The sequence below is a fragment of the Micromonospora sp. ZG13 genome, assembly GCF_059359355.1.
Genome location: NZ_JCADBQ010000003.1, coordinates 157,122 through 169,879 on the forward strand (window position 1 = coordinate 157,122; position 12,758 = coordinate 169,879).

Annotated in this window: 10 protein-coding genes and 1 pseudogene; 8 read left to right on the forward strand and 3 right to left on the reverse strand. The window is 70.2% G+C overall.

The genetic code is table 11. The annotated features are described in order from the left end of the window. Positions 1-77 precede the first annotated feature (77 nt). From AC5L34_RS08275 to AC5L34_RS08285, 3 genes are all read left to right on the forward strand, one after another. Positions 78-830: a hypothetical protein gene (locus AC5L34_RS08275; RefSeq protein WP_441174235.1), complete on the forward strand. Its 753-nt coding sequence runs from the start codon at positions 78-80 to the stop codon at positions 828-830. A gap of 64 nt (positions 831-894) precedes the next feature. Then, positions 895-1,518, forward strand: a complete 624-nt coding sequence (locus tag AC5L34_RS08280) for a hypothetical protein (RefSeq protein WP_441174236.1) — start codon at positions 895-897, stop codon at positions 1,516-1,518. Between the two features lie 220 nt (positions 1,519-1,738). Further along, positions 1,739-4,813 carry a DEAD/DEAH box helicase gene (locus AC5L34_RS08285; RefSeq protein ID WP_441174237.1) on the forward strand — a complete coding sequence of 1,025 codons (3,075 nt, stop codon included), beginning with the start codon at positions 1,739-1,741 and terminating at the stop codon, positions 4,811-4,813. 140 nt (positions 4,814-4,953) lie between these two features. Here AC5L34_RS08285 and AC5L34_RS08290 read toward each other — a convergent pair whose 3' ends face one another. Beyond that, a complete protein-coding gene (locus tag AC5L34_RS08290) occupies positions 4,954-5,256 on the reverse strand; it encodes a helix-turn-helix domain-containing protein (RefSeq protein WP_441174238.1) in 303 nt (100 codons plus the stop codon). A gap of 2 nt (positions 5,257-5,258) precedes the next feature. Further along, a complete protein-coding gene (locus tag AC5L34_RS08295) occupies positions 5,259-5,507 on the reverse strand; it encodes a type II toxin-antitoxin system RelE/ParE family toxin (protein WP_441174239.1) in 249 nt (82 codons plus the stop codon). Between the two features lie 350 nt (positions 5,508-5,857). On the opposite strand from AC5L34_RS08295, the gene AC5L34_RS08300 reads away from it, so the two are divergent. The 3 genes and pseudogenes from AC5L34_RS08300 (at position 5,858) to AC5L34_RS08310 (ending at position 7,332) form a co-directional block, all read left to right on the forward strand. Beyond that, entirely contained in the window at positions 5,858-6,868 is a 1,011-nt protein-coding gene (locus AC5L34_RS08300; protein ID WP_441174241.1) for a hypothetical protein, read from the forward strand. A 12-nt stretch (positions 6,869-6,880) separates the two neighbouring features. Next, positions 6,881-7,147, forward strand: a pseudogene (locus AC5L34_RS08305) (macro domain-containing protein); the annotation flags it as partial. Between the two features lie 68 nt (positions 7,148-7,215). Beyond that, positions 7,216-7,332, forward strand: coding sequence for a macro domain-containing protein (locus tag AC5L34_RS08310; RefSeq protein WP_441174242.1), 117 nt, complete (start codon positions 7,216-7,218; stop codon positions 7,330-7,332). A gap of 23 nt (positions 7,333-7,355) precedes the next feature. On the opposite strand, the gene AC5L34_RS08315 is transcribed toward AC5L34_RS08310, so the two are convergent. Further along, positions 7,356-8,564 carry an aminoglycoside phosphotransferase family protein gene (locus AC5L34_RS08315; protein ID WP_441174243.1) on the reverse strand — a complete coding sequence of 403 codons (1,209 nt, stop codon included), beginning with the start codon at positions 8,562-8,564 and terminating at the stop codon, positions 7,356-7,358. Between the two features lie 204 nt (positions 8,565-8,768). Here AC5L34_RS08315 and AC5L34_RS08320 point away from each other — a divergent pair, with 204 nt between their 5' ends. Both AC5L34_RS08320 and AC5L34_RS08325 read left to right on the forward strand, forming a co-directional pair. After that, the gene (locus AC5L34_RS08320) at positions 8,769-10,316 is read left to right on the forward strand and encodes a sigma-70 family RNA polymerase sigma factor (protein WP_441174244.1); all 1,548 of its coding nucleotides are present in this window, start codon (positions 8,769-8,771) and stop codon (positions 10,314-10,316) included. 586 nt (positions 10,317-10,902) lie between these two features. Beyond that, entirely contained in the window at positions 10,903-12,756 is a 1,854-nt protein-coding gene (locus AC5L34_RS08325; RefSeq protein WP_441174245.1) for a hypothetical protein, read from the forward strand. The last annotated feature ends 2 nt before the right edge of the window (positions 12,757-12,758 follow it).

Sequence of the window (12,758 nt, forward strand, 5' to 3'; positions counted from 1 at the left end):
GTGACCATCCGCAGCGGAAGGGCAATCATCAAGTTTCAGACCGGCAGGAATCCCATTTAACCAACAAAGGAGCACCCTTGAACGAAGAGCAGATTCAGGACCTCCTGTCAGCTCTTGAAGAACTTCTGCGCGAAACCGGATTAGAATTCCTCGTAGATCAAGAGAGAATTCTTGCCGCCGAGGGAATTACGCATAGTCCAAACGATACCCGGCGACAGTCCTCTCGCACGGCGCACACCCCACCACGGACAGGAGAGGGCATCACGGATTACCTTACGCTAAGTTCAATCACCATAGACGCCAACCCCGAAGTTCCACAGAGCGGGGTCGGGCGACGCACACCCAGACCGCGCTTCAGCAATGAGGATGCGGTCGTCACACCTTTAACAACCAGGCAGAGGCTGCAGCTGCTTCTCGACCTAATCGAGGTCGCCACTGCCGGATCAGTGGCCATTGAGCAGGAAATAGCAATCGAGCTGTCGAATATCCGGGAAGTAGCGACACATCGAGACCCAGCGCCCTCGACCCGACTTAGTGAGGACGACAGGGGCGACGGCGGCTCCCTTTGGATAGACACATGGAGTGGTCGCATAGAATTCGCCGACCCCCCGGAAGCAGAGGTAAGGGGGCGGGTGGGGGAGCCGTGGCGGCTTCCAAGCCTAGAGGAATCACAGGCAGCAGCCTCTAGGGCAAGGGCAGTTGTGAGCCTGATCGACGAGATCCGCGCCCAAGCGGAGCTTTCCCGCAGCGACTGGCTCATGCCGGGCGACAGAATTGCCAGAAACGACATCTGGGAACCTGCTAGGAGACAACATGGCACCCGCGGGTGAATCCCCGACCGGCAGGACTCCTCACGATCTTCTTAAACAGCTACGGGACGCTATTCCTGCAGCCATGCCTACCGCACTCTCGGCTAGTGGACCTTCACCAACTGCCGGCAACGACCTATACGAGGCTTTCCTGTTCACGGTCGTATTAAAGGCCGCAGCAGAGGAAGGCTTTGAGATATCCTTTGAGGACGGATCCAACCTGCCGCCGACGATCTTCCGCCTTCGCCGCAGCCCTGGGCGGCTCCCCACTGGAGGTAGTTTTACGCACGCCGTCCTAACCCTTCCAAATAGCCAAAAGGACCCACTCGAAGTCCATACGGGAATCGCCGTTATCGGCAGGAGTAAGGTGGCACACGAAGCAGACGTCATCGTTCTCCCGCAATCGAACGCCGATCGCTGCCGTCAATTGGGAATCGATCCGCCCAGCAGTAGCGCGATCCTCACTGTTGAAGGGAAGTACTACACAACGCCCGTCAGCCTGGGAATGGGAAGACAATTTTTGGGACTTGCTGCGGACCTCTCGAAGAAATGCATCTTTGCAGCAACCGTAACGAGCTCATCCCTGGTTCATCTGCTTGAAGGGAGGCGGCAGGAGTTTGAGGTGGGCGTACTTCCCGGACGAAAGGCAGAACTGGATCTCCAGGCGCGCTTCGCCATCGCGCTCCGCAGCTATCGACAGCGACGTTGAGAAGATCTTTATTGGCTAGCACACTTTCAGCGCTGAGGGCTCCTACTCTTCAAACGATAACAGATACTCACGACTGCACTCTTCCGAGCCCAGCCAATAAATAGAACTTTCACCGACCGCTGGAGCTCGCTCGCATGGCTACAGTTTTCCCATCTTGGACTGAGGCCGTCCCCGAAGCACGGCTGGCCATATCTATTTTTATGAGCAGTGGGATTCACAAATGACTGATGTTGAGCAGGGCATCTACGAGCACCTCATCACCCGCGAGCTGGCCGGCCGCCTCCAGCACGTCGACCCCGCCCTCGTCCAGCACCACAAGCTCGACCCCGCCGACGCCCCCGACGCTCTCGCCCGTCACCTCGCCGCCCTGGCCCACCGCGCCCTGCACGCCGTACCGAGCGGCGACGACAAACTCCACCGCCAGATCGAACTCGCCAACCGCATCGCCGACGCCATCGCCGCCGAAAGCCCGCAGGCATCGACGGCACAGGACCAGGTCACCGACGCCAAGCACCTCCTGCACGCCGTCGCCGCCCCACCCACCCCTCCCGCGCAGCCAGCATTTCCGCAGCGCCCCACCACCCCGCTCTCCACCGGCGCGCTGCTCGTCAACGGCCGCCACCAGCCCCGCATCGGCCACGAGGTCACCCACGAGATGGCGTCGGCGGAGCATGTCGACCTGCTCTGTGCGTTCATCAAGTGGTACGGCCTGCGCATCGTCGAGCCCGCCATCCGCGAGCTGATCGCCCGGGGCGGCAAGCTGCGCGTCATCACCACGACCTACCTCGGCGCGACGGATCAGCGGGCCCTCGACCGGCTCGCCGAGCTGGGCGCCGAGATCAAGGTGTCCTACGAGACCAGGACCACCCGACTGCACGCCAAGGCGTGGCTGTTCCGCCGGCACAACGGCATGAGCACCGCGTACGTCGGATCGTCCAACCTGTCGAAGACCGCGCTGATCGACGGCGTGGAGTGGAACGTGCGCGTCTCCAACGTCGAGCAGCCGCACGTCATCGACACGTTCACCGCCACCTTCGAGGACTACTGGAACGACCCGGCGTTCGAGGACTACGACGCCAGCCGGGACGCCGAGCGGCTACGCAACGCGCTCAGCGGGGAGCGGCGCGAGGACTCGCCCACGCAGATCGCCAACCTGGACGTGCGGCCGTACCCGTACCAGGCGGAGATCCTCGCCGACCTGGACGCCGAGCGGCAGGTGCACGGCCGGCACCGGAACCTGGTGGTGATGGCGACCGGCACCGGCAAGACGGTCGTCGCGGCGCTGGACTTCCGGCGCCTGCACCGCAACGGTCAGGTCGACTCGCTGCTCTTCGTCGCCCACCAGGAGCAGATCCTCACCCAGAGCCTGGCGACGTTCCGGCAGGTGATGCTCGACGGCAGCTTCGGCGAAACGCTGGTCGGGGGCAAAACCCCGACCAGGTGGCGGCACGTCTTCGCCTCCATCCAGTCGCTGCACCGGCGGGAGATCGACCCCGAGGCGTACGACATGGTGATCGTCGACGAGTTCCACCACGCGGAGGCACCGACGTACGCCCGACTGTTGGAGCGGCTTCGGCCGCGCGTACTGCTGGGGCTGACGGCGACCCCCGACCGGGCCGACGGTCGCGATGTACGGCGGTGGTTCGACGGCCGCGTGGCGGTGGAGCTGCACCTGTGGGAGGCGTTGGAGCGGCAGTTGCTCGCGCCGTTTCAGTATTTCGGGCTGCACGACGACGTGGACCTGTCGCGGCTGCGCTGGAAGCGCGGCCAGGGGTACGACCTCGGCGAACTCGACGGCCTCTACACCGGCAACGACGCGCGGGCCCGGCTGGTGCTGACGGCGGTACGCGACACGGTCGACGTGGACCGGATGCGGGCGCTCGGGTTCTGCGTGAGCATCGCCCACGCCCGCTTCATGGCGGAGTGGTTCACCCGGCACGGAGTGCCGTCGGCGGCGGTGACCTCCCAGGTCGACCGGCCCGTGCAGCAGGACCTGCTGCGGGAGTTCAAGGCCGGCAAGCTGCGGGTGCTCTTCACCGTCGACCTGTTCAACGAGGGCGTCGACCTGCCGATGGTCGACACGATCCTGATGCTGCGGCCCACCGAGAGCGCCACGATCTTCCTCCAGCAGCTCGGCCGGGGGCTGCGCCTGGACGACGACAAGCCCTGCCTGACGGTGCTCGACTTCATCGGCGGGCAGCACGCCAACTTCCGCTTCGACCTGCGCTGGCGCGCCCTGACCGGGGTCAGCCGCAGGGAGATCAGGGATGCCGTCGAGCAGGACTTCCCGTCGCTGCCCAGCGGGTGCCACATCCAGCTGGACCCCGTCGCCCGCCGGGTCGTGCTCGACAACCTGCGTACCGTCATGCCGACGTCGAAGAACGGTCTGCTGGCGGAGCTGCGGCACCTCGGGGACGTCAGCCTCGCCGGGTTCCTGCGGGAGACCGGCGTGGAGATCGAGGACGTCTACCGGTCGGCGACCATCGGCGGGTGGACCGGGCTGCGGCGGCTCGCCGGGCTGGAATCGTCGACGCCGGGGCCGGACGACCGGGAATTGGGCCGGGCCATCGGGCGGATGCTGCACCTCGACGACCCGGACCGCCTGAACCTGCTGGCCCGGGTGGCGGCGGGCCAGCGGCCGGACGCTGGGCGACTCTGGGACATGCTGCACTTCGACCTGTGGGGGCCGAACGCGCCGCTGGCCTCCCGGGACGAGCGGCTGGCGCGGCTCTGGGCGGAGCCGGCCCGCTGCGGCGAGCTGCGGCAGGTGGCCGAGGTGCTGCGCGACCGGATCCACCGGGTCACGCCGGAGCCGCTGTCGGCGGAGGTGCCGCTGCGGGTGCACGCCCGCTACAGCCGCAACGAGGCGTGCGCCGCCTTCGGCATGCCGAACCCGGGATCGCTGCGCGAGGGCGTCAAGTGGCTGCCCGACGCCCAGGCCGACCTCTTCTTCGTCACCCTGGTCAAGTCGGAGGCGCACTACTCCCCCACCACCATGTACGCCGACCGGGCCATCACCGACAGCCTGTTCCAGTGGGAGTCGCAGAGCACCACGTCGTCGGCCTCGGCGACCGGCCAGCGCTACATCCACCATGCCTCGCGCGGCTCGACGGTGCACCTGTTCGTACGGGAGACCCGGGTCGCGGACCGGGACCTGGGCGCACCGGCCTACCTCTACGCCGGCCCGATGACCTACCGGGAGCACACCGGCGACCGGCCCATGCGGATCATCTGGCGGTTGGCGCACGCCCTGCCCGCCGACGTCTACGCCACCGCCCGCACCATCGCCGCATGAGCACCCGCCAAGAGGGGTTGGACCGGCTGACCTCCCTGCGGCTGCATCAGCGCCCGCGCACTCGTGGAGCAGCACTTACCGCCCCACGTGCGAGTCTCTCGCCGCATAGGAACGACGAACCGATTCGGGGAAGGAACGGCTCAGGCAGCTTCGGCGTCGTCCGGAGCGAATCTGACGTCCAGTTTCATGCTGAGCGCGCGTGCGAGACGTTCCAGGACCGGCAGGGTTGGCACGGTGCCGCCAGCCTCGAACCGGGCAACGGCGGACTGGGTCATTCCCGCAGACTTCGCTAACTGACTCTGGCTCCACCCCTTGTGTTCCCTCAGGTGCCGCACCTCCTGCCCAAGCTCGAAGGCGATGCGCGTCGCCTCGTAAGCCTCGGCGGCTCCTGGTTCCGCCATCCGGCGGTCACGCAGGTCGTTCCAGTCGACGCGATCACTCACCACTACGCCCCCTCGTTCACCGTGTGCCGCTCCGCCACGCATCGCTCAAGCGCCCGGCGGGCTCGTTCCACCTCCCGGTCCTCCCGCATACGCGTCTTGCGAAACACGGTCAGCAGGATGATCCGCCGATCGGAGGCTATCCAGTACGTCACCCGGACTGCATCGCGCTCCAGGTAGAAACGCAGCTCTCGCAGCTTGCCGTCGAGCTGCCGGGAGTGCGGCTGGCCGAGCAGAACTCCCCCTACTCCCAAGTAGGTCGATATAGAACGCCGCTCGCGCGAAGTCTGCGCTTGACAGTCCCTCCAACCAGTCTCGAACCTCTGGATCCAGCTCCACGCTACCCGAGGTCATAGCATCGATGCTATGGCCTCGTGACAATTCCCCTGGGCATTGCGCCCCGCATGTCGTTACGAACTGCTTGTCAGAATGCGTGTGCCGAGGCGTCCACCACCCGGTTGCTGGCGATGGCGAGTTCCTCGTCGGTGAACAGCAGCCGGAAGGGTGGCCGGGGCACCACGGACGGACGCTGGCCCGGCGGGATGACGAGGGCGCCAACCCGGGCAGAGCCGTTGCCTCTGTGTCCGGTGGATAGCATCGCGCGATGCAACCGACCTATGTGACCTTCGCCGGAAGTCCGGCGGCGACCGCGAATGCCGACCTGCGCATCGACCGCGGCACCGCGACCGGGGGGCATCTCACGCTCGGCCCCGACGGGTGCGTGGAGATGACGTTCGACGTTCCGGCGGCGGACGCCGGCGGGGAGGCCACCCTGGGGATCGTGGCGCTCGTGTCCAGGTCGGGCGGTGCCCCCGGGTTCGCGCCGCTCGACATCACCGTCAACGACCGGTGCCTGGTGCACGGCTGGCGCATCCCCGGCGGCGGCGACCTCTTCCAGCAGATGGACTTCGTCATACCCGCCGGCTGGCTGCGGCCGGGCGCCAACAGGCTCCGGCTCGCCACTGCCGTCGACGCCCGCAGCATGCTCTGGCTCAACCGGATCACCGTCGACGCGGTGTTCGACCGGGGCCGTTCCGCGCGGGCCATGGACCAGCGCGAGGCCGAGGAACCGGTGCTCCGGTACTCGACCCGACTCCTGCCGGCCAAGGGCCGCCGGTGGCAGCCCGGCCCGGACATCACCGTGTACGTGGACCGGGGCGAGCAGAGCCTGCTGGCCGACCTCGCCTGGGCGGACGCCTCCGGCGCGGAGTACGCGGTCACCCTCACCGCCGAGCTGAACGCCTTCTACGGCTGGTGCCGACCGGCTGGCGGAGAGCCTCCGCGCGAGATCCGGGGCTCGCTGACCGGGCGGTGGCACGCCGATCACCCCGACGCCGCCGTGACGAGGCGCTCATTCACGACGGAGGAGGGATGGGGCGGCGGCTGGCACCGCTCGAGCGAGATCACCTTCGCGATCGGCGCCGACTCGTTGCCACTGACCAGGGCCAGTTGGCGGGACAAGCGCGGCAACATCGGAACTGTCGCGTTCACCGGTCCCGGCGACGCCTTCGTCGGCACATACCAGCGGGTGGGCGAGGGCGCCATCGGCTACCGTGGCCGCTCACCCAAAGTGACCAAGGGCGAAGAGCACAAGGGTGGTGTCACAGCCGGCTGACAGCATGGTGCGGTGATCGGCATCCGGCACGGCGACCTTCTCGACGCGGACGTCGAGGCCCTCGTCAACCCCGTCAACACCGTCGGCGTGATGGGCAAGGGCCTCGCCCTGACCTTCAAGCGGGCACACCCCGCCAACTTCACCGCCTACCGCGCCGCGTGCGCCGCCGGCACCGTCCGTCTCGGGCGGATGTTCGTGTACGACTCACGCGTGCCGGGTCGGCACCGCTACGTCATCAACTTCCCGACCAAGGGTCACTGGCGTTCATCGTCCCGCCTCGCTGACATGAAGCCGGGTTACCCGATCTGGTACGCGTCCTCCGCCACGACCGCATCGCCTCGGTGGCGGTGCCGGCTCTCGGCTGTGGCAACGGCGGCCTCGACTGGGCCGAGGTCCGCCCCCTGATAGAGGCCGCTCTCGCCGGCCTGCCCGACGTTGAGGTGTCTCTGTACGGACCCGCGTAACCCATGCCGGCCCGGAACGAGGCCTACCTGACGGCGTGCCCGCCGCTGGGGATTGCCGGCCCGATTTGCGCGAGTGCCTGCTCAAGGTAGGTGTCGACGTCGGTCGCGTGGTAGATCCGTTCGCTCGCCTCGATGCCGTCGAGGAACATCGCGTACACCGCCGCCATTCGCAGCGCCGCGACCGGCCGCAGCAGTTCCACGGCCCGCTCCGGCTCGCAGCCCGGCACCTCGGCCCGCCACCGCGCGCACCACTCGGCGAGCACCGGGGCGGCGACGTCGTCGGCGAGCCCCTCGGCCAGCCGCAGCGCGTCGAACGCCGGGTGTCCCACGAACGCGTCGCCCCAGTCGATGACGACGTGCCGCCCGGCGTCGGCGCGTACGTTGCCGGGGTGCAGGTCGCCGTGCACGAGGGTGTCCGGCAGCCCGCACCCGCGTACCTCGTCGAGCCGCGCCTCCAGCCCCGCCAGCAGGGCCTGCACCGGCGAGGTGTCGTGGCCGGCCAGCCGATCGCGGATCCAGCCGGGCAGGGCGTCGGCGCGCAGGTCGGGTACGCCCGCCGCGACCAGCTCCGCCACGTCCGGGACGGACCGCACCTGCACCGGGTGGAAGCCGCCGGCCATCGCCAGCCGCTCCTCGATCGGCGCCCCGTAGCGGTCCTCGCCGGGCACGTGCTCGATCAGCATCCGCCCGTCGCCGTCGTCCGCGAGCAGCGTCGACGTCTTCCCCGGCGCGGCCCGGCCGAGCCAGCGCAGCACGGCGGCCTCGTGCCGGAAGAACGCCGGCACCTGCTTCAGCCAGGCCGTTCCGCCCGGCCCGTCGAGCCGCCAGACCGCCGACAGGTTCCAGGTTCGCTGCTGGGTGACGGTCTCGGCCGGGCGGCCGAGCCGCCGCAGCTCCCCCGTCGCCCAGGCCAGGCTGCGCGCCGGGCCGCCCGGTTCGGCGTACGGGGCGCGCAACGGGTCCGCCGACAGGTCCACCTCCGCGGGGAGGAGCGGCGTGGCGGGCGGCTCGTCGACCTGTCCGAGGTACGTCACCGTGCCGCCGATGGTGCCGGTGTCGTCCCCGCTGAGCAGGCGCAGGACGGCGACCTCGACGCCGTACCGTCGGCGGGCCTCGGCCACGACGGGGGCGATCTCCTGCCACCACGGTGATGGCACGTCGAACGGCGGCAGGGCGCCCAGCGGGGCGCCGGCGGCGTCGACCAGGGCGAGGGTCACGGTGCGGTGGGACACGCCGGCACGCTACCGGCGCCCGCCGGGCCGGGGCGACCGTTTAACACCCCACGTCGCGGCGGCCCCTGTGGCATGCCGGGGGCGCGCTGGTGGCCGGTACTTTCAGAGGCGCCCCGACGACGACGTGAGTTTGTGTGACCTGGACAGGTGCCAACCAGTCTCCACGTAGGTACGAGGATGTCTCGTGAAGGCGAGGTTGTGAGCGTGACCGATCACGCGTACCCGATCAGGACCGACATGTCGGCGGTGGTGGACGCCGCGCGTCGCGGCGACCAGGCGGCAATGGACGAACTCGTCTCGCACTACCTGCCACTTGTCTACAACATCGTGGGCCGGGCACTGAACCGGTCGGCGGATGTCGACGACGTCGTGCAGAACACGATGTTGAGCGTCGTGCGGGGGCTGGCGGGCGTGCGCGACCCGCGGCTCTTCCGGTCGTGGCTGGTGGCCGTCACCATGAACGAGGTTCGCACCTCCCGCCAGTACCGGCACACCGCACCGGCGTCGCCGGAGGACATCGACAGCGTGATCGATCCGGGTTCCGACTTCGAGGATCTGACCCTGACCCGGCTCCGTCTCTCCGACCAGCGCCGCGAGGTCGCCCTGGCCACGCGCTGGCTGGACGACGACCACCGCCACCTGCTGTCCCTGTGGTGGCTGGTCGAGGCCGGTCACCTCTCCCGCGCCGACCTCGCCGACGCCCTGCACCTGGACCCGCACCACGTGACCGTCCGCGTGGCCCGGATGAAGGCACAGCTGGACATCGCTCGTCTGGTGGTGCGGGCCCTCGCCGCCCGGCCCGGCTGCGCCGGCCTGCTCGACACGGCCTCCGACTGGGACGGCCGGCCGGCGCCGGTGTGGCGTAAGCGGTTGGCACGGCACATCCGGACCTGCGCGTACTGCCCGGACGTCACGTCGGACCTGGTCCCGGCCGAGCGGCTGCTGGCCGGCCTGGCGCTCACGCCGCTCCCGGCCGGTCTCGCCTGGCACGTCACGCAGCGGGTGCGCACCGCCGCCGGCGCGTCCCGGGGCGCCGCGTCGGCGGGCGGCCACGCGAAGACCGCCGGGTTGCTGGGGCAGGCCCGCGTCGCAGCGGTGTCCCTACCCAAGACCCTGGTCGGCGTCCTCGCGGCCGTCGCCGTGGTCGGAGGCGGAGGTTTCATCCTCGCCGGTTACGCCGCCGAGCCGAGCAGGCAGCCGTTGAGCGCGACAGGCGCGCGGTCCTCGACAGCGGTCACCGCACCGGCCTCCGGGACGACCGAGCCTGCGCTCGCGTCCCCTACCCCGACGGCGCTCGACCGGTCCCCCACCCCCTCGCGCTCCGCCTCCACCATGCCGCCGACGCCGACGCCGACCAAACCATCGAAGACCAGATCGCCGACGCCCACGAAGTCGCCGACCAGGTCTGCCGGCACGTCCACCGGCGTGTCCGCGGCGGAACAGCGTCTGCTGGTGCTGCTCAACGAGCGGCGTCGCGCGCTCGGGCTGCCCGAGGTCAGGCTGCGCACGACGGAGCAACGCGCCGCGGATGCCTGCGTGAAGCAGAACCTGGACGCCGGCACCTTCGAGCACTGCGGCCACGAGGTCCTGTGGGCGTCCTCGGGCAACTCCTCACCCGAGCAGATGATCGAGGCCTGGTTCAACAGCCCCGGCCACAAGACGGCGCTGACCTACGCCAGTTCCCGCTTCGCCGGCCCCGCCATCGTCTGGAACGGCACCCGCCAGATCGCCGCCATCAACATCGACTACTGAACATCCCGCACCTGCGAGGGTGGCCCGGTGCCACGGCGCGACCGGCCCGACGCCAACCGGTGCCGGGCCGGTCGCCCGGCCGGCTCAGCCGCCGCATCCGTCGCGTCCGGCGCGCGATGACTGTCACACCCGCGCAGGCGTCCGGACATACACCCTCTTGCATTGAGGCCATAGGCTGTCACCGACGGTGCCGGTCACCTCACGGGGAGGCATCATGGTCCAGGGCGCAGCATCCGACGACGCACAGCCGGAGCAGCAGCCGACGCACCCTCCGCAGGCACCGGTGCCTGCGCCGCCCGGGCAGGCCAGCCCGGCGACGGGTCCGGTGCCTGCCCAGCCCGGCCCACCGGCCACATCGCCGCCCGCGCCCACCGGCCCGACGCCGGGTCCGACACCCGCGCCCACCGGCCCGACGCCGGGTCCGACACCCGCGCCCACCGGCCCGACGCCGGGTCCGACACCCGCGCAGGCCGGCCCGACGCCGGGTCCGACGCCTGCGCAGGGCGGCCCACCGGCGGGCCCGCAGCCCGCACACACCGGCTTTTCGCCGGGCCCGCCGCTGCCGCCCCACGCCGCCGGGGCACCGGTGCCGCCGCAGTACCGGCCGGGGCCCGCGCCCGGGCAGCCGTGGGCGGGAGCCCCGCTGCGCGCGACCACGCCCCCGCCGTACCCGGGCTATCCGCCACCGCCACCACCCCCGCGCCGCAATCACACCGCGCTCCTCCTCGGCCTCGGCGGCGGCGCCCTCGCGCTGCTGCTGGTCTGCGCCCTGCTCGGCGTCTTCCTGGTCCGCACCGTCGGCGACGACCCCGACGCGCCACCCCTCGACCCGCACGTCGCACGGCAGGTCGCGGCGGCCGGCGACCTGGCCGCCGCGGCGGTGACCGTGGCGGGTGTGCCCGGCGCCCGCTACACCGGCTGGTTCACCGACGACGGCGACCGGGTCACCGTCGACGCGCGGGTCACCGCCGAGGGCTCGACGTTGGCGCAGCTCGGCGTGAACGGTCACCGCCTCCAGGCGCTGGACACCGGCGAACGCACCTTCGTCAAGGCCCCCGCCGCCTACTGGCGCGGCACGGGCGTACGGGCCGACGTCGTCGCGGAGTACGGCCGGCAGTGGGTGCAGGTCGCCGACGACCATTTCGGCCTCGACCTCGGCGACTCGCTGGCCCCCTCGACCCTGGCCGAGGTGCTGGCGGGCGAGGGCGTCGCCGACCTGCCGGTCCCCGGCGCCACCACGACGGTCGACGGCGTGCCGGTGCAGGTCATCGACGCGGGCGGGATGCAGGTCTACGTGACCACCGCCGAGCCGCGGCAGGTCGTCCGGGTGGCGGCCCGGGCGGGCACCGGCCCGACGGTCACCGGCACCCGCAACGACCACGGATCGGGAGGCGTACGGCTGATCGCCCGGGGCGAGCGGGCCGACGACGAGTTCGAGTTCGACTTCGCCCGCCTCACTCCCGAGGAGACCGAGGAGTTCTTCCGCACCCTGGCCGCCCGCGTCCAGGAGCTGCGCAACTCGGTCGACTCCCAGGTCAGGTTCACCCTCAACGGGGCGATCACCCTCGCGCCGTGCACGGTCAACGGGTGCCGCGCCAACGTGACGGTGTCGAACCGGGTGGTGTCGAGCTCGCCGTACCTGTCGGTCAACCGGCCGGTGAACGCGTCCATCACCACCTCGATGACGCTGGACGGCCGCCCGGTCGCCACCTGCACCACGACGAAGAGCATGCGGCCCAACGGCAGCGTCACCACGTCCTGCTTCGCCCGCTACCGCATCCCCCCGTCGCGGAACCCCAGGGTCCACACGGTCCGCGCCCAGGCGTCGACGGTCGCGCGGGCGCTCGTCCAGGCCGACATCAAGGCGCTCGCCGACGACCTGGCCAAGGAGCTCATCCGCAACCGCCGTCTTCGGGGCACGCCCACGCCGACCCCGGCGGGCACGGCGCCGAACGCCCCCACGGCCAGCGCCAAGCCCCAGGCCACCCGCAGCGCGATGGTCTTCCCCACCACGACGTCGCCCAGCCTGACGCCCGCCCAGCAGCAGACGAAGGCCCGGGTGGAGCAGCTCGCGCGGCAGGCCTGCCGGGAGGTCACCCGGCAGCCCCACCACACGGCTGCCACCTGGGGCACGGCCGTGCACTCACGGTTCGCCGAGCTGATCGAGGCCGAGGGCGGCAACCTGCACAGCGAGGTCTCCTACCTGCGGGGCCGCCTCGCGCCGATGCGCTACAACCCGTACTTCGGGCGCAAGGCCTGGCCCGCCGGCAGCGCCCGTGCCGACGTCGTGGTGGGCGCCGACCCGCTGAAGCCCGAGTTCTTCCTCGATCTGAAGACGGGCGACGAGGGGCTCAAGCAGGACTGGTACGACAAGCTGCACCGCAACCTGCCGGCGCAGTACCGCAACAAGCAGCTACCGGTGTTCGAGGTACGGTGCTGAGC